Origin of the sequence: Mesorhizobium sp. M1338 (assembly GCF_040318045.1) — a bacterium.
Taxonomy (GTDB): Bacteria; Pseudomonadota; Alphaproteobacteria; order Rhizobiales; family Rhizobiaceae; genus Mesorhizobium.
Genome location: NZ_JAMYLL010000001.1, coordinates 321,278 through 339,909 on the forward strand (window position 1 = coordinate 321,278; position 18,632 = coordinate 339,909).

The 18,632-nt window shown below is 64.5% G+C and carries 18 protein-coding genes; 2 read left to right on the forward strand and 16 right to left on the reverse strand.

Annotation, left to right across the window (positions count from 1 at the left end; all coding sequences use genetic code 11):
* Window position 1: 1 nt before the first annotated feature.
* Together fliR and flhA are read right to left on the reverse strand one after the other, a co-directional pair.
* Window positions 2–754 carry a flagellar biosynthetic protein FliR gene (gene fliR, locus NKH19_RS01580; RefSeq protein WP_352863345.1) on the reverse strand — a complete coding sequence of 251 codons (753 nt, stop codon included), beginning with the start codon at window positions 752–754 and terminating at the stop codon, window positions 2–4.
* Window positions 751–2,838 (reverse strand): flagellar biosynthesis protein FlhA, encoded by a 2,088-nt coding sequence (gene flhA, locus NKH19_RS01585; protein ID WP_352863347.1) that lies wholly within the window; start codon window positions 2,836–2,838, stop codon window positions 751–753. Before flhA ends, fliR begins: the two co-directional genes overlap by 4 nt.
* Before the next feature lie 148 nt (window positions 2,839–2,986).
* Here flhA and NKH19_RS01590 point away from each other — a divergent pair, with 148 nt between their 5' ends.
* On the forward strand, window positions 2,987–3,286 hold the full coding sequence (locus tag NKH19_RS01590) for a putative quinol monooxygenase (RefSeq protein WP_352863480.1): 300 nt from the start codon (window positions 2,987–2,989) through the stop codon (window positions 3,284–3,286).
* 112 nt (window positions 3,287–3,398) lie between these two features.
* Window positions 3,399–5,180 carry a chloride channel protein gene (locus NKH19_RS01595; RefSeq protein WP_352863349.1) on the forward strand — a complete coding sequence of 594 codons (1,782 nt, stop codon included), beginning with the start codon at window positions 3,399–3,401 and terminating at the stop codon, window positions 5,178–5,180.
* 46 nt (window positions 5,181–5,226) lie between these two features.
* Here the strand turns inward: NKH19_RS01595 and NKH19_RS01600 are convergent, their stop codons facing one another.
* From NKH19_RS01600 to NKH19_RS01665, 14 genes are all read right to left on the reverse strand, one after another.
* Window positions 5,227–6,870 (reverse strand): MFS transporter, encoded by a 1,644-nt coding sequence (locus NKH19_RS01600; RefSeq protein ID WP_352863351.1) that lies wholly within the window; start codon window positions 6,868–6,870, stop codon window positions 5,227–5,229.
* A 280-nt stretch (window positions 6,871–7,150) separates the two neighbouring features.
* The gene (gene fliQ / locus NKH19_RS01605; RefSeq protein WP_023761707.1) at window positions 7,151–7,417 is read right to left on the reverse strand and encodes a flagellar biosynthesis protein FliQ; all 267 of its coding nucleotides are present in this window, start codon (window positions 7,415–7,417) and stop codon (window positions 7,151–7,153) included.
* Between the two features lie 24 nt (window positions 7,418–7,441).
* On the reverse strand, window positions 7,442–7,849 hold the full coding sequence (gene flgD / locus NKH19_RS01610) for a flagellar hook assembly protein FlgD (RefSeq protein ID WP_352863353.1): 408 nt from the start codon (window positions 7,847–7,849) through the stop codon (window positions 7,442–7,444).
* A complete protein-coding gene (gene flbT / locus NKH19_RS01615; RefSeq protein ID WP_352863355.1) occupies window positions 7,849–8,292 on the reverse strand; it encodes a flagellar biosynthesis repressor FlbT in 444 nt (147 codons plus the stop codon). The genes flgD and flbT overlap by 1 nt, the downstream gene beginning before the upstream one ends.
* The gene (flaF, locus tag NKH19_RS01620; RefSeq protein ID WP_352829119.1) at window positions 8,289–8,636 is read right to left on the reverse strand and encodes a flagellar biosynthesis regulator FlaF; all 348 of its coding nucleotides are present in this window, start codon (window positions 8,634–8,636) and stop codon (window positions 8,289–8,291) included. Before flaF ends, flbT begins: the two co-directional genes overlap by 4 nt.
* Window positions 8,637–8,667: 31 nt before the next feature.
* Complete coding sequence (locus NKH19_RS01625) at window positions 8,668–9,711, reverse strand: flagellar hook-associated family protein (protein ID WP_031260869.1); 1,044 nt, start codon at window positions 9,709–9,711, stop codon at window positions 8,668–8,670.
* Between the two features lie 3 nt (window positions 9,712–9,714).
* Entirely contained in the window at window positions 9,715–11,166 is a 1,452-nt protein-coding gene (flgK, locus tag NKH19_RS01630; RefSeq protein ID WP_352863357.1) for a flagellar hook-associated protein FlgK, read from the reverse strand.
* Between the two features lie 27 nt (window positions 11,167–11,193).
* A complete protein-coding gene (locus NKH19_RS01635; RefSeq protein WP_352863359.1) occupies window positions 11,194–12,453 on the reverse strand; it encodes a flagellar hook protein FlgE in 1,260 nt (419 codons plus the stop codon).
* A gap of 79 nt (window positions 12,454–12,532) precedes the next feature.
* Complete coding sequence (locus NKH19_RS01640; RefSeq protein ID WP_352632692.1) at window positions 12,533–13,201, reverse strand: response regulator transcription factor; 669 nt, start codon at window positions 13,199–13,201, stop codon at window positions 12,533–12,535.
* Between the two features lie 189 nt (window positions 13,202–13,390).
* Window positions 13,391–13,978, reverse strand: coding sequence for a transglycosylase SLT domain-containing protein (locus NKH19_RS01645; protein ID WP_352863361.1), 588 nt, complete (start codon window positions 13,976–13,978; stop codon window positions 13,391–13,393).
* The gene (gene fliK / locus NKH19_RS01650; protein ID WP_352863363.1) at window positions 13,908–15,311 is read right to left on the reverse strand and encodes a flagellar hook-length control protein FliK; all 1,404 of its coding nucleotides are present in this window, start codon (window positions 15,309–15,311) and stop codon (window positions 13,908–13,910) included. The genes NKH19_RS01645 and fliK overlap by 71 nt, the downstream gene beginning before the upstream one ends.
* A complete protein-coding gene (locus NKH19_RS01655; RefSeq protein ID WP_352863365.1) occupies window positions 15,308–16,672 on the reverse strand; it encodes a MotC family chemotaxis protein in 1,365 nt (454 codons plus the stop codon). Before NKH19_RS01655 ends, fliK begins: the two co-directional genes overlap by 4 nt.
* Window positions 16,669–18,009 (reverse strand): MotB family protein, encoded by a 1,341-nt coding sequence (locus tag NKH19_RS01660; RefSeq protein ID WP_352863367.1) that lies wholly within the window; start codon window positions 18,007–18,009, stop codon window positions 16,669–16,671. Before NKH19_RS01660 ends, NKH19_RS01655 begins: the two co-directional genes overlap by 4 nt.
* Window positions 18,006–18,632, reverse strand: coding sequence for a hypothetical protein (locus NKH19_RS01665; protein ID WP_352863369.1), 627 nt, complete (start codon window positions 18,630–18,632; stop codon window positions 18,006–18,008). The genes NKH19_RS01660 and NKH19_RS01665 overlap by 4 nt, the downstream gene beginning before the upstream one ends.

The following is an 18,632-nucleotide window of genomic DNA, read 5'->3' on the forward strand; positions in this document are numbered from 1 at the left end:
TCTATCTCGCCAACGTCAGGTCGACAAAGCCGTCGACGAACAAGGACAGCATGGTGCCGATGGCGAAGTAGAAGATGATCATGCCGCCGGCGATGATGAAGGGCTGGGAGATGAAATAGATCGGGATCTGCGGGGTCAGCTTGTTGACGAAGCCGATCGTCAGATTGACGAGAATGGCATAGGCGACAAACGGGCTGCCGAGGCGGATGACCAGGAAAAACGTGTCCGACACCGTGTCGGTGACATCGACGAGTGCCGCCTGCGGGTTGAAGAAGATATTGACCGGCGCGACCGTGTAGGAAGAAACCAGCGCGCGTACTATCTCGTGGTCGAAATCGAAGACAAACAGCATCAGCAGCGCCGAAAACGAGATGATGGCGGCAAGGGCCGCCTGGGGTTCGGGCTCCTCGATCGCCGGTCCGCCGCTGCCGCCATAGCCGATCAGCATGGCGATGGCCGAGCCCATGAACCGCAGGGCTTCCATGTAGAGCCTGGTCATGGCGCCGATCAGGCCGCCGACCAGCAGTTCCGAGATGATCATCGGCACCAGGATCTGCGGGCGCGGGTCGACGAAGGGAAAGATCTTGTCCCACAGGAAGGCGAGCAGGCCGCCGGTGGCGGCGACCGCCACGAACAGCCTGACCTGGACCGGAACGCGGGCGCTGGACAGGCCCGGCATCAGCATGAAGCAGGCGCCGATGCGGCAGAAGGCGAGGAACGCCGCGATGACGACGCCTTGCGAGAGCACGCTCACGATATGGTTCCGAGCACCCTGATCTCGACGCCCTTGGCGATTTCGACGTGGCTGAGCACCGGCAGCGTGGTGAACAGCCGCTCGATGATCATGCGCACATAGGGGCGGGCGTCGGGCGCGGTGACCAGCACGAAACGCTCGCCGGCTTCCAGAAATTTCTTGATCGCCTTGGTCGCGTCCTGGCCGAACTCCTCGAGCTGGCGTGGGTCTATGTCGAACTCGCGCACCTCGCCCTTGGCGTCGCGCTTGAGGCTCTGGTGGAAGGCGAGGTCCCAGCGGTTGCCGAGGCGCAGCACCTTCAAAACGCCGCTCTCGGAGAGGTCGCCGCAGATCTGCTGGGCCATGCGGATGCGGACATGTTCGACGATCTGCTCGGTGCGGCGCACATGCGGCGCGATCTCGGCGATCGCCTCGATGATCAGATGCAGGTTGCGGATCGAGACCCGCTCGGCGAGCAGCAGCTTCAACACCGCCTGCAGGCCGGGATAGGAGATGTGCGTGGTGCAGATCTCGTCGGCGAGCTTGCGATATTCCTGGTCCTGCCGTTCGAGCAGCGCCTTCATGTCCTTGTAGGACAGAAGCTGCGGCAGGTTGTTGCGGATGACCTCGGAGAGATGGGTGAGCAGCACCGACATGTTGTCGGCGAAGGTGTAGTTCTCGCGCTTCAGATCCTCGGCGAAGGTTTCGACCACCGAATAGGCCCGCATGCCGAAGGCCGGCTCGCGGATTTCCTCGCCCGGTATTTCGGGTATGTCGCGGTTGCCGAGCAGCACCATGATCTCGCCGACGCGCATCTGGTATTCGGCCACCACGGTGCCGTGCACCTTGATCTGATAGCTCTTCGGCGGGATGGCGAAATCGTCGGCGACACGCACCTCCGGCACGACGAAGCCGTACTGGGTGGCGAATTTCTTGCGCATCTTCCCCATGCGGAAAACCAGTTCCTGATGCGACGTCAGCAGCCTTGTCGACAGCTGCTTGCCGATCAAGAGTTCGATCTCGGCGGTGGCGAGCGAGGCCTTGACCGAGTTCTTCTCCTCCTCGACCTTGGTCGCCTTCTCCTGGTCCTTGATCGCCTCGGCTTCGGCGACGGCGCGGTTGTGGCGCATCGGGATGACGTAGCCGAGGCCGGCCATGCCAGCGGCGAGCGCAAAGAACGGGAACAGCGGCAGGCCGGGCATCAGGCCGAGCAGCACGAGCAGCGATGCCGCCACGTAGAGGGCGCGCGGGTGGGCGCCGAGCTGGCCGAACACCGCCTGGTTGGTCGAGCCGCGGGTGCCGCCCTTGGAGACGAGCAGGCCGGCGGCCAATGAGACGATGAGCGCCGGAATCTGGGTGACGAGGCCGTCGCCGACCGACAGCTTGATGAACACGTCGGCGGCTTCGCCCATGCCCATGCCATGCCTGATGTAGCCGATGGCGATGCCGCCGACGATGTTGATGGCGGTGATGATGAGGCCGGCGATGGCGTCGCCGCGGACGAATTTCGAGGCGCCGTCCATCGAGCCGAAGAAGGAGGATTCCTCTTCCAGCTCGCGGCGGCGCAACTGCGCGGTCTTGTCGTCGATCATACCGGCGGAGAGGTCGGCGTCGATCGACATCTGCTTGCCGGGGATGGCGTCCAGGGTGAAGCGGGCGCCGACTTCGGCGATACGGGTGGCGCCCTTGGTGATGACGATGAAGTTCACCACGATCAGGATCATGAAGACGATGAGGCCGATGACGAAGTCGCTGGCCATCACCAGCTTGGAGAAGCCGGCGATGACATAGCCAGCGGCGTGCGTACCCTCGTTTCCATGCGACAGGATCATGCGCGTGGTGGCGATGTTGAGCGATAGCCTGAGCATGGTGGCGATGAGCAGCACGGTCGGGAATGACGAGAAATCGAGCGGCCGTTGGATCCATAGCGCCACCATCAGGATCAGTACCGAAAGCGCGATCGAGAAGGCGAGGCCGATGTCGATGAGAAAGGCCGGGATCGGCAGGAACAGCACGGCCAGGATGATGACGATGCCGATGGCGAAGAAAACGTCGCGGCCGTTCTTGGCCACCGCGCCGGGCTGGATGCTTTCGCTGATCGCCATGTCGTCCTCAAAACCTTAGACTGCCGAGCGCGCGACAGCCCTGTGAGGGTAGCCCGCCAAGCTTGCGCGAGGGTGGGAGACTGGCTAGTTCGAACGATCATGCGAGGATCATTCGCGCCGGCCGACTTTGCGAAAGAAGGAAAATCCCATACTTCTGATCATCGGCACCATTCGCTTGCCGCCAAACAAATTGGAGGAAGCCAAGCCCGCCATGGAACGCATGGTTTCCGGCAGCCGCGCGGAGCCCGGTTGTGTCCAATATTCCTACGCGCAGGATGTGCTCGATGCCGGGCTCATTCGGGTCACCGAAGTCTGGAGCGACCGGGCAGCACTGGACGCGCATTTCGCCTCGCCGCACCTTACGGACTGGCGTGCGTGTTGGCCGGCACTTGGCATCGGCGAGCGCAACCTCATGCTCTATGAAGCCGGCGAGCCCATGCCGACCTGATCGGTTTGCCACAATGGCGCCTCGTCCGTCGCCATTGCGGTTGCCATGCCCTGTCGCCGGGCGTATCAGGCGGGCCTTCCACTGCCTTTTGTGATGTCGGCGAGCCGCCCCGGTGCTTTCCAGAAACCACAGCGAAGTCTACGCCCGCCGGCTGCGCGCGGTGCTGATCCGATCGGTGCCGCTGCTCGAGGCGCGCGGCATCGCGGTGGTCATTCTGGCCGGCGCCGTCGGCGTGATGGCGGGCATACTGGTCTCGGCGATGAGCCAGATCGTGCAGGACCTGCACCGGCTGTTGTTCGGCGTCCAGCCCGGTGGTCGGCTTTCAGGCATGTTCTCGCTCACCAATCCGGTGCAGGCGCTGGTACCGGCGATCGGCGGCATCCTGCTCGGGCTAACGGTGATCTGGCTCAGAATCCGGAAATTCCGCACCCCGATCGACCCGATCGAAGCCAACGCGCTCTATGGCGGACGCATGTCGCTGACCGACACCTTCATCATCGCCGGCCAGACGATGATCTCCAGCGGTTTTGGCGCCTCGGTCGGGCTGGAAGCCGGCTACACGCAGGTCGGGTCCGGCCTGGCGTCATGGCTGGCGCGCTTCTTCAGGCTGCGCCGCAACGATGTCCGCATCCTGGTTGGCTGTGGTGCGGCCGGCGCCATAGCGGCCGCCTTCGATGCACCGCTGACCGGCGCCTTTTACGGCTTCGAACTGATCATCGGCATCTATTCGGTCGCCAATGTCGCGCCGGTCATGACCGCCGCGATCTCAGCCTCGCTGACTGCCGAAATGTTCGGCGGCGTGCCGTTTCCGCTCGAGCTTTCGGGCCTGCCGGCGCTCACCGCCAGCCAGTACGTGCCGTTCCTGCTGCTTGGCTTGCTGGGCGGCGCCGCCTCGATCGCCATCATGCATCTGGTGACGCTGATCGAACGTGGTTTTGCCAGGCTATCGATCGATGCGTCGCTGCGCCCCGTCATCGGCGGCGTCGTCGTCGGCTTGTTGGGGCTGATCACGCCACAGGTCTTGTCCAGCGGCCATGGCGCGCTGCATCGCGAATTCTCGATGAACTACGGGCTGGCCGCGGTGGCCAGCGTCTTCGTGCTCAAGCTGGCGGCATCGGCGGTCTCGCTGGGGTCGGGCTTTCGCGGCGGATTGTTCTTTGCCTCGCTGTTCCTTGGCGCCCTGCTTGGCAAGGCGTTTGCGGATGTGATGGCCATCGTCTCCCCGGCAACCGGCATCGACCCAGCCGTCGCCGCCGTCGTCGGTATGACGTCGCTCGCCGTCGGCGTCGTCGGCGGACCGCTGACGATGACCTTCCTGGCGCTGGAATCGACCCGCGACCTGACGCTGACCGGTGTCGTGCTTGCGGCCTCGATCATTTCGGCGATCCTGGTGCGCGAGACCTTTGGCTACTCCTTCTCGACGTGGCGCTTCCATCTGCGCGGCGAGACCATCCGCAGCGCTCACGATGTCGGCTGGATGCGCAGCCTCACCGTAGGCTCGATGATGCGCAAGGACATCAAGACCATTTATGCCTCGACGACGCTGGCCGCCTTCCGCAAGCAAGTGCCGCTAGGCTCGGCCCAGCGCGTCATAGCCGTCGACGCGGGTGATCGCTATGTCGGCGTGCTGATCGTGGCTGAACTGCACAGCGATCCTTCCGACGGCGAGGTGCCGGTGCGCGATCTTGCCAAGTACAAGGACGCGGTGCTGGTGCCGAGCATGAACGTGCAGGCCGCCGCCGAAACGTTCCAGCGCGCGGGCGCCGAAGAACTCGCCGTGGTCGAGGATTTCACCGACCATATCGTGCTGGGGCTTTTGACCGAAGGTCATTTGATGCGGCGCTACGCCGAGGAACTCGATAAGGCGCGCCGGGACCTGTCGGGTGAGGGGTAGGGGAAGCCAAGCCGGATGCCAGAGAGGGCAGGCGCGGTTGCGAAGCCTAATGCTCGATCGGTCCCTTGGCCATCACGAGAGCCGTGCCGGCGGTCGTCGGGCGCTCGATCATGCGCCGCACGCGCGGCGGTTCGTCGCCGCTGTGCAGTGCCCGGATGCGCTCACCAATGACGGCGTCGGCATGGGTGATGCGTCCATTGTGGCGCACATATTCGATCCAGGTCGGCGTGTGATAATGCTCGATCCAGATCGCCGGATTTTCCAGGTCGCGCGCCAGCGTCCAGTTGCGGGCGCCGTCACGGCGGCGGATGCGGCCGCGTTCGGCCATGATGGCCAGGAACTCCGGCACATCCTCGTTGCGGATGATGTATTCGATCATGATGGCGATCGGCCCGCTGCGCGGCTTCAGGTCGAGCGCGAGATGCGGCTCCCTGAAGCGGTTGAGCGGGTCGAGGTTGAGCACCTGCTGTTGCGGCAGCGGCAAAAGCAGGCCGATGGCGCCGCCGGCCAGCATGGCGATGCTGGCGGCGATCAGCGCGGTTTCGGCGCCATGCGCATCGGCGACGACGCCCCAGATCCAGCTGCCGAGCGCGATGCCGCCGAAGGTCGCGGTCTGATAGACCGACAGCACCCGGCCGACCACCCAGCGCGGTGTCGCCATCTGCACCGTGACGTTGAAATGCGAAAGCGCGATGACCCAGCAGGCACCGCCGACAAGCAGCCCGAGTGAGGTCTGCCAGGCATGATGGCTAAGGGCGGCATTGAAAGCGCAGACGGCGAAGCCGGCGAAAGCACAGCGCACCATCGTCTCGCTGGACAGCAATTGCCGCAGCCTGACGCTGATCAAGGCGCCGCCGACGGCGCCGATGCCGAAAGCGCCAAGCATGATGCCGTAGGTCAGGGCATCGCCGTTGACGACATCGCGCGCCACCAACGGCAGCAGTGCCAGCACCGCGCCGGCGCTGAAGCCGAAAGCCGCGCCCCTGACCAGCACCTTGCCGATGTTGGGCGACATGGCGACATAGCGCAGGCCGGCGCCCATGGCGGCGCCCAGCGACTCGCGCGGCAAGGTCGATACCGGCACGTCCGGCTTCCAGCGCGCCAGAACGACGATCAGGCCGATGTAACTCACCGCGTTTGCCGCAAACGCGGCCGCCGCACCGGCAGCGGCGACGATGATGCCGCCGATCGCCGGGCCGACGCTGCGGGTAAGATTGAAGCCCATCGAGTTGAGCGCGACGGCGGCCGGGACCTTGTTGCGAGGGACGATGTCGCCGACGGAGGCCTGCCATGACGGGCTGTTGAGCGCGGTGCCGCTGTCGATCAGGAAGGTGAAGGCAAGCAGCGTCCACGGCGTGATCAGGCCCGAATAGGTGAACAGGGTCAGGAGCACCGAGACGACCAGCATGAAGGTCTGGGCGACCAGCATCACCTTGCGCCGGTCGAAACTATCGGCGATGGCGCCGGCAACGAGCGCGAACAGCATGATCGGCAAGGTGGTCGAAGCCTGGACCAGAGCCACCTGATAGGGCGAGGTGGCGATCGTGGTCATCATCCAGGCGGCGCCGACGCCCTGGATCAGGCCACCGAAATTGGAGATGAGACTTGCGCCCCATACGGCGCGGAAAATGCCGTGCCGGAAAGGCGCCAGCGCCGAGACGCTCTCGCTGTCCGGCTTTTCGTCAATCATCGGGGGTTCCTGCCATGTCGTGCCGATTCGTCAGGCGATCCGTTTGCTCAGACCGTTTGCCGAAAGTAGGGCATGGCGCCGCAAAGGGCGAATGTCTTTCGAAAAAGCCCATGGTCCAACAATGGGATAGAGGAGGTCCACGCCCTTGTCCGCTGCCAGACCCGAGGATGCATCGGGCCGGCAACCGACCTACCCGAATGCAAAACGGCAATCTAGCTAGCCCCAGCCACGCGCAAGCGTTGGCATTCGTTCCAACACAATCCGGACGGATAGCTGCCGCTCAGAACCCGTTCTGAATGCGCTCGAAGATGACGTTGGTGAAGGCCGATATCTGGCTGCCGATGAAAGGGCCGGTCAGCGCCACCACCAGCATGATGGCGACGATCTTCGGCACGAAGGTCAAGGTGATCTCCTGGACCTGCGTCAGCGCCTGGATGAGGGCGATGCCGATGCCGACCACCATGGCGACAAGCACCACTGGGGCGGACGCGGTGAGCACCGTCCACACCGCGTACTGGACGATGTCGAGAGCGTCGGCCTCGTTCATGGGACTGGCTCTCTGTCGAAAACGTCAGCTCGCTGCCTTGACCGAGACTCCCGGGCCGACCGCGACTTCGGTGCCGTTCTGCAGCACGGCGATGAGGCCGCTGCTGGCGAGGCGCACCGACGCCACCGTGCCCGTCGTCTTGCCGTCGGCGGAGGTTATCGAGCGCCCGATCAGCGCGTCGGCCTGCGACAGCGCCGACGACTGCATGATCTGGTCGAGCTTGGTGTTGCTTTGCACCGATTGCTCGACCTGCGAGAAGGTGGCGAGCTGGGCGACGTACTGCGTCGAGTCCATCGGCTTCGTCGGATCCTGGTTCTTCATCTCGGCGATCAGAAGCTTCAGGAAGGACTGGTAGTCGACCGCTGTCTTCGAAGTCGACGCGGTGGCCTGGTTGGTGCCGGTCGGTATCGTCGTCGTCATGTCCACGTTCATCAGTATCGTGCTCCCACAGCCAGCGGGCGTTCGGCACCCGGAACGTCGTCATTGCCACCCAGCGCGCGGCGTTCGAGCGGATAGAGCGCGCGAATTGCCTTCAGCGCCTCGTAAATATGACCCTCGCCGACCATGCGGTCGATCTGTTTCAGCGCGCCGCAGATCTGAGTGTCCTCGAAGCTTGCAAGCAGCAACGGCAGCGAGCGGCGGAACATGTCGCGCGCGGCGGCCGCGCCGGCCGGATTCATCAGCATGACCTGCAGGATGAAATACAGCTGCTTGAGCGGCGTCGAGGCATCTTCGGCCTGGATCACGTGGCTTTCGAGCAGGAACTGCACGTCGTTCATCAATTCGACGGTGACCTTGCGGTCGACACGGATGACGGCGCCGTTAATGTAGATCTTTTCATTCGGCTTGAGCGATATCTTCAGCGTGTTGGTCATTGAATGCCGTCCCTGATGATCTGGGACACTTCGATCAGCCCTTCGAAATTGTTGGTGCGGCCCTGGCGAATATCCTCCGCCTCGCGCAGCAGCCACAGACCGATGGAAATGAGGTTGGCGCGCAGTTCCTTGGGCAGGGCGTTGTCGCTGGAGCCGAGGTCCTCGACGAAAGCGGTCCAGACACGGTTGGTGAAATTCAGCGCCTCGATCGCCTCCATCGAACCGTGGCCGGCCGCCGCCGCTGCCGCCAGCATGTCGATCGAGCGGGTCAGCAGTTCCCGCTCGCGATCCTTCGCATCGGCTACGGAGGTGCTCTGGATGTCGGCGTAGGAGAATTGGTACATCGTTGGGGCTCTACCGTTCCGTTAAGCGTTGTCAGGTCAGGTAATTCAGCAGGCTGAGCTGCTGCAGGCGTGCGGTCAGCGCGAAGGACGTTTCGATGTGCTGCGTCAGGTCGGCGACGCGGGTCGCGGCTTCGGCTGGATCGACGCCAACGAGATCGACAATATGCCGTTCGAATAGATCGGTCTGTGTTTTCATACGGTCGTTTGCATCGGACAGCCGCTTCTGGACGATGCCGGTCTCGGACTGAACCTGGGCAATGCCGCTCAGCGCTTCGCCGACCAGCAACGTTGAGCGGCTGACGACCGTGTTCTTCGCAGCCTGGCTGATGTTGCTGGACATCAGGCTGGCAACCATGGTTGCCGCCATGGCGAGCTTCTGGATACCGTCGCTGTTGGCGCTGGTCGAGGTCGGTGTGGTTTCGTTGAGCGCGATGCGGCTGACGATCTGCTGGTCGGTGGCGTTCGACCAGTTGCCTTGCCAGCCCGGACCCATGAACTGCGGCACGACATCGTTGGTGATGAAATCGTCCATCTGCGCGGCAGTGATATTGGCGGCTGCCGGGTCATCCGGGGTGAAACCGAAATTGGTGACGAAGGAAGCATCGAATGCCGCCTTTGCCGGCGAGCCCGCGGCGCTGAAGTCGTTGATCGGCTTGACGTCGGTGTTGGTGCCGGCGAACAGGTACTCGCCGTTGACGCTGGTGTTGAGGATCGAGGTCAGCTGCTGAATGGTCGCTTTGCCGGAATCCCGGGTAAGACTGTTGGAAGAATCGCTTGATGAGGCGGTGGTCAGGGCGGACAGGAATGTCTGAGCGGCGCCGGAGAGCTGGCCAAGCGAGGTCTGCGTCGAGGAAAGCCGGGCGCCGACCAGGCCGTTGGAGTCGATGATGACATTGAGCCGGTCGAGATCGCGCTGGAAGGTGACGGACTGGGCGGTGCGCCCTCCGAGAGCCAGGCCGACATCGGCGACCTTGCCGCTTGAGGACTCCTTCGTGGCTTTGACGAGATCGGCCTGCATGCGCATCTGCTGGGAGCGCATGGCGTTCGATATGGCGGCTGACGAGACGGAAGTCATGGATTATCCCACCGCGTTGAGCAAGGCCGCCATCATGTCGTCGACGGTTTTCATCATCCGGGCTGACGCCTGATAGGTGTGCTCGAGGTCGAGGAGCAGCGACATTTCCTGGTCGACATTCACGCCGGTCGCGTTGGACAGCGCCTCGGCGCTGCGCGAGGCCAGTGCTTCCTTGGCGTCGGAAGCGGTCGATGCCTGCTGGCGCACGCCCTCGAACCAGCCGATCGAGTTGGCCGCGTAATCGGAAACGCTGGACGTTGCCGAAACCCCGGCGGCGGGGTCGAAGGTCATCGGCTGGTCGAGCCGATCGCCATAGGCGATCAGCAGGGTGGAATAGGATGCGCCGCCGGTGTTGACGACATAGGCCGCGCCGTTGGCACCGCCATCGCGCAGCAGCGTCGGATTGCCGCCGGCGCTCGGGTCCATCGCCGCATTGACGCTGATGGATGCGGCGAGGCCGTTGATCAGCGTGCCCGCTGCCGGCACGGCCGGCGCGCCCGACCATGTGAACAGGCCCGCGGCATTGGGCATTGCCGGTGCGGTTTCGGCAAAGGCCGTGATCAGGCCGCGCGCGGTCTCGTCGAGCTGGCTCTGCATGGTCGTGGCGACGCCGTCGCGCAGTTGCAGCAGGCCGGCAAGCGTGCCGCTGGCGCTGGTGTTGCCGCCTGCTCCCGCCGAGATCGGCACATTGTCGATATAGACGGCATTGCCGGCGGCGCCCGCGGTGTAGCCGGCCGACGCCGCGAAGCTGACCGCGCGCGGTATCGTCTCGAACAATGTCGTGCCGTCGCCGGTGGTGATGACCATGTCGTTGTCGCCACGCGTGAAGGTCGATACCGGGACATAGTTCGAAATCTTCTTCAAAAGCGCGTCGCGCTGGTCGAGCGCGTCGGAAACGTCGTTGCCGGAGCGGGTTCCGGACATGACCGCCGTGTTGGCATCCTGGAACTGGCTGAGCAGCGAGTTCAGGTCGTCGACCGCCGTGGCGATCTGGCCGTCGGTCTGGGTGCGGAAATCCTGGACGGCCTTGGAGCCCTCATTCAGCGAACGCACAACCTGCTTGGCGGCGTCGATGACGCTGGCGCCGAGGTTCTGGTTGGACGGCGAGGTGGCGTAGAGCTGCAGCGCCTGCTGCAGGTTGGCGATCGCGGTCGAGGGCGAGGACGCATTGTCGACGCCGTTGACCGCAACGCCCAGCTGATCCATGCCGCTGAAGAGTGCGTTCTGGCCGCTCCAGGCCGACAGCGCGCCGAGGTTCTGGCGGAACAAGAGGTCGTTGGTGACGCGTTGGATATCAACCGAACGCGCGCCCGGCGCCGTGCTGGTGACGATGGCCTGGCGGCGCGAATAGTCCGGATTGGAGGCGTCGGCGACGTTGCGCGAGACGACGCTGGTCTGTCGCGCGGTGTTCATAAGCGCCGACTGGGCGATACTCAATGCGGTAGACAGTGACATGCGGGTCTTTCGCGGGCGGCGCCCGTCTTATCTCTTCAGGTTGACAAGGACGTCCATCAGATCGGAACCGGTCTGGAAGACTTTCGAATTGGCGGTGTAGCTGCGCTGCGCCGCGATCATGTTGGTCAGTTCTTCGGCGATATCGACGTTGGAATTCTCGAGCGCGCCCGAGATGATGGAGCCGAGCTTGCCTTCATTGGCGAAGCCGACACGGACCGCGCCCGATTCGGTGCCCTGCGAGTAGACGTTGCCGGGCAGTGCGGTGAGCTGGTCCGGGCTCTGCACGTCGGCCAGCGGGATCTTGTAGAGCGGCTTGGTGGAACCGTCCTTGTACTGGGCGTAGATGGTGCCGTCCTTGCTGATCTGGACCTTGTCGATGGTGCTCGGCGCATTGCCGTTGACCTGGGCATCGGAAACGGTGAAGCCGGTGCCGAGCTGGGTCAGCGCCGACAGGTCGAGATTGAGGCCGGCGCCGTTCGGCACGGTAAATGAAACGCCGGTGGGAGTGCCGGTGAGCTTGCCGGTGGTGGTGTCGAAGGTCAGGTTGGCCGAGCCCAGCAAGCCGCCGGCGGTGTAGGGGAACGATGTTCCAGGGGTGGCCTTCGACTGATCGAAGACCGCCACCTGCCAGGTGCCGGCGCCGGTGTTGGTGAAATAGACGTCGAGCAACTTCTTGTTGCCGAGGTTGTCGTAGGCGACCATCGAGGATTTCGACGTGTATTGCGCGCCCGCAGCGTTGGCGGCGGGCAAGTTGGCGGTCGCGACCGGTGTCGCGCCCGCCGGCAGGTTGCCGGCATAGCTACCCTCGGTGCTCGGCGTCGCGGTCATTCCCTGGTCGGAGATGACAACCGGGACCAGTCCCTCGAAACCGTTGACCGTTGCCGCGGGTACGCCGTTGTCGTAGCTGTAGGCCATCAGCTGGAAGCCGGCCGAGTTGACCAACCTGCCCTGCCCATCGGGAACGAAGGCGCCAGCGCGGGTCAGGTAGGGCGTACCGCTCGGATCTTGAACGACAAAGAAACCATCGCCGCTGACGGCAAGGTCGGAGACCGAGGTCGTGTACTGGAGCACGCCCGGATCGCTGACCGCCTGACGGATCGTCGTGGTGACGCCGCCAGAATTGTAGGCACCGCCCGTCGACGGCATGACCAGCGTCGAGAATTCGGCGGAGGACCGCTTGTAACCGGTGGTGTCGGAATTGGCGATGTTGTCGGCGACCGTCGACAGGCGGTTTGCCTGCGCGTTCATGCCGGACACGCCGGTCCGCATCATTCCATAGAGGCTCATCGAAACGTCTCCGCTGTGTCCATGCCACTGGCTACGAGGCTACGCGTGTTTTCTTGCGCGAGGCTGGCGCGGCGCTGCATCAGAAGACCAGCCGGTAGCCCAGGAAACGCTTGGAATCGATCGGGTCGGTGCCCAGCTTTTCGCGCAGCTTCTTGCGCAGTTTGCTGATGTGGCTTTCCACCACGTTCTCCTCGACCTCTTCGTCGAAGATGCCGTAGATGGCGTTGAAAACCTGGGTCTTGGTGACGCGACGCCCGCGATTGCTCGCCAGATATTCGAGGATGCGGCGCTCACGACGCGGCAGGGGCAGAGGCTGACCGTCGATCTCTGGGTCACGGCCGTCCATGAAGATGCGCATGGCGCCGATCTCGGTGTAGGCGACGTCTTCCTGGGCGCGACGGCGGATGGCGGTGATGCGGGCCAGTATCTCGCGGATATGGACGGGCTTGCGAATGACGTCGTCGACGCCGCTCTCGAACAACCGCAGCGTGTTCTCCAGGGAATGCTGCTCGCTGAGCGCAATGACCGGAGCGCCGGTGCGGTCGCGGATCTGACGGGGAGAGATGGAGCCTTCGCGGCAGTCGCCGATGAGGAAGGCTCTGACCGAGCGCAGATCGGTGTCGGCGGCCGAACTCACCCACTCACCGAATTCGCCGGATGCAAAGCCTGCACAGGCGATGCCCTCACGATCGAAAAGTGAATTGTATCCCTCTGTTACGAGCTCGCGCTCGTCAACGATCACAATCATCGGCCCGCCTTCCGAATCAAATCATTTGCCCCGTGAAAAGAGGCGTAACCGCTGGGGAGAATCCTGAACAACCGTCATTTCTTGTAGCTAGTTTCTTGGGAGTCTGGAATCGTATCGGTTGCATTAGCTCGCAGCCAGATATGCTTTCGGGGGGTTGTGCGGTTGCTTTATTAGAAGCTGAAAATACGCTTATGGGTTGCAGAAGCCGCGGGCGTTCGCGGTCCATTTTCCAAAGCCGGTGGCGACCATGTTGGCAATGACGCGACAGACATAGGTCTTCTGCGCGGGATCGTTGTCGGGACCGGCATGATAGCGAGCGACGGCCATCGACCAGGTCTCGTGACGGGCATGGAGGCTGGCCAGGAAGCGCGCCGCGTAGTCGACGTTCTGGCGTGGGTCGAGCATGTCCTCGACGCTGCGAAAATGCGACGCGTGGTAGTGATGGTTGATCTGCATGCAGCCCAGGTCGATCAGCGTCTTGCCCTCGCGGCGGGCGTCGGCGAAGGCGGCAAGCGCTTCGGCCCGGCTTCGTGGGAAGACCGCTTTTCCCTCTATATTCAACGCATTGGGTTGAAGGCTGCCCTTGTTGCCGGTCTCCGTCAAGCCGACCGCGTAGAGGATGCCGGCGGGCACGCCATAGCGATCGGCGGCGCGCAGGATCTCCGGCTCGCATGGGTTGGTGGTGGCAGCGGCGACACTGGCGACGCTAGATAAACATATCGCCGCCAGCGCGCTCGCGAGAAGGCGAAGTGCCGCGGCCGTAGTCCTGCGCGTCATCGTTGCGGTTCCCCGTGGACTGCCGATCCGGTTGCTGGCCGCCGGCTCCACTACTACCAGCTCCCGAATTCCCCGGTTGGAAGGACGATGGATCGCGGCCTGTTGCCGCCGGCAAAGGGGCGGTTGCATCGGTGCGGGCAGTGGAGGGAACTGCTACTGAAGGTTGCAGGATCGTGACCTTGTCAACCTCGAAGCCGAGCCCGCGCAGCGATTTGACGATGGCCTCGCTGTCGGCGGACAGCCGACGGTAGGCGTCATGTGTTTGGGGCTTCAGCTCAATCGAAAGTTGTTCTCCGGAGAGGCGAAGATTGGCCGTCACCATGCCGAGTTCGGCGGGGTGAAGTTCGATCTTCAACACATGTGTCGGAACGGCCACAGGGCTGGCCGGCTGAGTGGCCGCGGATGAGACTGAAAGCGCCTTTTGCGGGCCGTTGTCGGCGGCTATGGCGTTGATCACATCGAGGGCTGCCTGGCTGATGGGACTTTGCGGCGGTGCCGGGTAGCTCTGTTCGGACACCACGTCGATGCGTGCGGCGGACAGGGATTGTTTTCCCGCCTCGGGCCGCATCGCGGACTGGACGTCCTCGATACTCTTCATCGTCGATGCGGCGTGCTTCGACCGTACGCCGGGCACGTCGGCAGCCGGCGCGTCCGGCTGCTTCTGGGTTGCCACCGTGTTGTCGCGTTTCGGCGCACTCGAGATAGCACCGGCAGCGCTCGATGGCTGAGCGTCAAGTTCCGTCAGGGGTCCGTCGGCGATCGAAGCCTGCTCCGGCTTCGACATGGTTTCGAGGGCCTCTTGTCCGGTCGTGGACTTTGACCGGTGGGTCTTTGGCGGTGGAGCCTGCCGGTCGAGCGCCGGGTCCGACGGGCTCTCGCCCAGTGCCGCATCGCGCCCGGCTGCCTTGGACGATGTCGAGAAATGGCGCAGGTCATGAAATGCGATCAGCAGCGGCAGGTCGTCCTGAAGCGGCTCGGCATCGGCGTCCGGAGCCGTCTCTTCGGCGTCGGCATCGTCCTTGTGCGACTCTGCTTCCAGGTCGTCCTTGCTGGCTTTCACGGTCGGCCCTCTAGCCGAGACGATGTTTTCTGGATCGGCCGATGGCGGCTCGGCCTTGCCGGCATGCCCGGCAAGACCGGCAGCGAGCTTGCACCAGCGCTGGTCGCGCGATCCCGCTTCCGTCGTCGGCTGCCGTTCCGGGCGGGCGGGAGCGGCGTCGCCGCGCAGCATCTTGCCGAAGCCGTCGTCGTTCCTGCCATTCGCGGCCGGTTGCTCCGACGTCGCGCGCGTGGAGGCAAATCCTGGCAGGGCCGAGCCGAGGCTGGTGGTCATTTGGGGGCGGCTCCAAGCATCTGGTCGATAAGGTCGAGCTGTCGACGTGTTCTGGTCATGGCGGCGTCGGTCGGATCGGTGGGCTCGGCAGCGGGCGATGGCGCCGAGGCCGGCGCGACAGTCGCCACGTCGCCAGACGCCGCCGCAACCGCCGCCTTGGCGGCTGGTCCGTTGGAAGCCGCGGTGACGGCGGGTTGGTCCGAGATCGCGCCTTCGACCGGTGGCAGTCCGCTGTCATCGGCGCCTTGCGCCGTGGCGATCTCGGGCACCGGTGGTTGCTCGGCCGCGACAGGGGCAGGCCTTTCCTCGGGAACGGCGGCGGGCGGCGCGACGACTTCGCCGGCAATAGCTTGCGCGGCGTCGAGCAAGGCGCGATCGCCTTCCGACAGCCGGCTGCGGTCGATCTTGCCAAGCTTGGCGCGGACGTCCTCGATGGTGCCCGAGGTGACGGTGGAAAGGCTGGCATAGAGCAGGGCGCGTGGATCGTCCTGGTTGGTGTTGCCGTCGCGGCCCTGCTCGGCCCGAGCCGAAGCAAAAGCCGACAGGTCGTTCAGACCGTCGATCGCGGCGCGGCGGGCGATGCGCAGATAGATCACTTTCTCGCGCTCGGAATCCATCATCGAGGTGATGTCGCCCAGCTTGTCCTGGCTGATCGACATGTGCAGCGCGATGACGCCGGAGACGAAGGAGTCGGCGAACTGGCTGGCATAGGGCGAATGGAGGTAGCGCTCGACATACTGCGTGGAGGCAAGCGCGAAGCGTGCCGCGTCACCTTGCGCGACTGAAATGCCGACCGAACGGCGAAGTGCCGCTTCCTCGACCAGCGTGCCGGGGCCGAGCAATCTTGCCTCATCGAGCAGGCGGAGTGCGGCCGCCGGCTGGTCGCCGGCAAGCAGCGAGCCTTTGACCAGGGCAAGGAAAGCGCCGAGATCGGGAGGCAGTGCCATCGGATCGATCGGCCTCAAGGCTTCGATCGCCTCGCCGGGCCGGCCGGTCAGGTAGTCGATCACGCCTTTGGCTATGACAAGGCTTTGCGGGTCCGTCGTGGCGCGCGACGTGGCGACCTCGACGGTCACCGGATTGCCGCCGCTCATGCCGTAGACAAGCAGGGCGCGAAAGTTCTTGGGATCCTTGTAATCCTCGGCATCCGCCGCGCGCAGGCGCGCATCCGCCATCTCCAGCAGCTTGGCCTGCATCGGCAGGGCGGCATGATCGCCGACGGCTATGCGGTCCTGGATGAGCTGCAGCGAGCGCACCAGCTGATACGGCTGCAGCGCGTCCTGGGCGAAGCCGGTCGACGGGTGTCCGCCGGCCAGCAGCAACAGGCCAATCAACCGGCTGGTGACGGCTGCTCGACTCATCCGCCGGTCGCCATCAGGATTTCGATGCGGCGGTTCACGGCCGACAATGGATCCTTGGGATCCTTCGGCTGGCGGTCGGCGAAGCCGGCGACCTCGGTTATGCGACGTTCGTCGACGCCGCCGCGCACGAGCATGTAGTAGGCGGAATGCGCACGCGCCGTCGACAGTCGCCAATTGTCGTAGCTATCGCTGCGGAACGGCCGGGCGTCGGTGTGGCCGTTGATGCTGATGGTGCCTTTCTGGGCGTTGACGATGCGGCCGATCTTCTCCATCGCCAGCACAAGTTCGCGGCGCGGCAGCGCCGAGCCGACCTCGAACATGCCGAAGTCGAACTGGTCGGTGATCGAGATGACGACGCCCTTGTCGGTGGCTTCAACCGAGACGCCGTCGTGCAGCTTGTCGCCGGGCTTGAAGGCATCGGCCAACTGCCGCTTGACGTCGGCCGCGGCCTTGATGGCGGCGGCGGTCGGCGCCTTCTCGCCGGTGTCGGGCTTGGCGGCCTTTTGCGCTTCGGGCTCGCCCTTGGCTGCGTCCGGTTTCATCTCGTCCGGTTTGATCTCGCTTGGCTTCGTGTCGCCGGCCTTGGCGAGGTTCATGGCTTGCTTGCCGGTCGCATCCTGGGCCAGCGGCTCGAGCGGTGCGGCCGCGACAGGCGGTACGGCTTTGACTTTGAGCACTCGCTTTTCGGCGGCCTTGTCGCCGGGCTTGACCGGATCGCCCTCGATCCTGGTGCGCTCGGCACTAGCCTCGGCGCCGGGCGCCGCCACCTGCTGCGACCAGAAATCAGGCTCGAAGGGATCGCGATAGGAGGCGCCGCCGGAGGCGCCTGTCGCCGGGCCGGCGGCCTGCGCGCCGCCGTCGCCCTTCTGACTGACGTTCTGCATGACACCGGTATCGGTGGCGATTTCCGAAAGCACCGCGTAAGGATCGGCGAACAGATGCTCGTCGGAGTGTTCCGCCTGCGGGAGTTCTTGCTTGTCCTGTTTGCGGTCCGCCGAGCCGTCGCCGTCCTGACCGGCCTTGTTGGTCGCCTTCTTCGGATTGTCGGCCGTCGTCCCGATCGCGCGCGGACCGTCGCCGAGATCCTCCAGGCCCTTGCGGCTCGAATTGCGGTCGACCAGCTTGACCGGGTTGAAGTAGCTGGCGACGGCTGCCTTGGTCTGCTCGTTGGCGGCGTTTATCAGCCACATGACCAGGAAGAAACACATCATGGCCGTCATGAAATCGGCGAAGGCGATCTTCCAGACGCCGCCATGGTGGGCCTCGTCATGGTCGTCATGACCACGCCGCACTATGATGATTTCGTGGGGTGTGTGTCCGGCCTCGGCGACGCTCATGCCAGGACCTCTGAAAGGGTCGTCGACCATTCGGCCATGCGCGTCTCGAACACCGCCTCGTCGATGGCGACGGTGAGGTCGAAACCCGGTGCCTCGACGAAGTCGAGATTGGCGGCGCGGAGCCCAAGCGATGCCCTCAGTGTTTCGAACAGTGAGAGAGGCCCGCGCACGACGATGCGCACCGCTTCGGCATCGCCGACCGCTTCGCGTACGGCGCCGGCCAGTGCCTCGATCGAACGTTTCTGCAAGTCGTCGCTGACGATGCCGCCGATGATGCGGGCGACCGTGGCGGCGACAAGCCCGGTGACACGCGCCTCCATGGCATCGATGCGCGACGAGACCGCCCTGCCGACATCGTCGCCGAGGCTTTCTAGAAATACCCTTGCTTCCTCTGCATTGGCCTGGCGTTCGGCTTCGAGCGCTGCTTCATGCGCAACCGAAAGGCGCGCCTCAAGCGCAGCCTCGGCCTGGACAACCGCTTCCGCGATCAGCGTGCCGATATCGGCTTGCGGGGCCGGCGTTTCCGGATTGTGTTGGGGATCGACTGCTGCCCGGGGCTGGCTGGCACGTTGCGTGCGTGTGCCGAAATCAGGCAGAAGGTCGAAGAGGGCTGCGGAGGGCAT

Excerpts from the sequence above, each read along its gene's own strand:
- NKH19_RS01635 (WP_352863359.1), bottom strand. The coding sequence starts at position 12,453 with ATGAGCCTCTATGGAATGATGCGGACCGGCGTGTCCGGCATGAACGCG.
- NKH19_RS01625 (WP_031260869.1), bottom strand. The coding sequence starts at position 9,711 with ATGACTTCCGTCTCGTCAGCCGCCATATCGAACGCCATGCGCTCCCAG.
- flgK (WP_352863357.1), bottom strand. The coding sequence starts at position 11,166 with ATGTCACTGTCTACCGCATTGAGTATCGCCCAGTCGGCGCTTATGAAC.
- flgD (WP_352863353.1), bottom strand. The coding sequence starts at position 7,849 with ATGAACGTGGACATGACGACGACGATACCGACCGGCACCAACCAGGCC.
- flhA (WP_352863347.1), bottom strand. The coding sequence starts at position 2,838 with ATGGCGATCAGCGAAAGCATCCAGCCCGGCGCGGTGGCCAAGAACGGC.
- flbT (WP_352863355.1), bottom strand. The coding sequence starts at position 8,292 with ATGACCAACACGCTGAAGATATCGCTCAAGCCGAATGAAAAGATCTAC.
- flaF (WP_352829119.1), bottom strand. The coding sequence starts at position 8,636 with ATGTACCAATTCTCCTACGCCGACATCCAGAGCACCTCCGTAGCCGAT.
- NKH19_RS01645 (WP_352863361.1), bottom strand. The coding sequence starts at position 13,978 with ATGACGCGCAGGACTACGGCCGCGGCACTTCGCCTTCTCGCGAGCGCG.
- NKH19_RS01665 (WP_352863369.1), bottom strand. The coding sequence starts at position 18,632 with ATGCCCTCCGCAGCCCTCTTCGACCTTCTGCCTGATTTCGGCACACGC.
- NKH19_RS01655 (WP_352863365.1), bottom strand. The coding sequence starts at position 16,672 with ATGAGTCGAGCAGCCGTCACCAGCCGGTTGATTGGCCTGTTGCTGCTG.
- NKH19_RS01640 (WP_352632692.1), bottom strand. The coding sequence starts at position 13,201 with ATGATTGTGATCGTTGACGAGCGCGAGCTCGTAACAGAGGGATACAAT.
- NKH19_RS01660 (WP_352863367.1), bottom strand. The coding sequence starts at position 18,009 with ATGAGCGTCGCCGAGGCCGGACACACACCCCACGAAATCATCATAGTG.
- fliQ (WP_023761707.1), bottom strand. The coding sequence starts at position 7,417 with ATGAACGAGGCCGACGCTCTCGACATCGTCCAGTACGCGGTGTGGACG.
- fliK (WP_352863363.1), bottom strand. The coding sequence starts at position 15,311 with ATGACCACCAGCCTCGGCTCGGCCCTGCCAGGATTTGCCTCCACGCGC.
- NKH19_RS01600 (WP_352863351.1), bottom strand. The coding sequence starts at position 6,870 with ATGATTGACGAAAAGCCGGACAGCGAGAGCGTCTCGGCGCTGGCGCCT.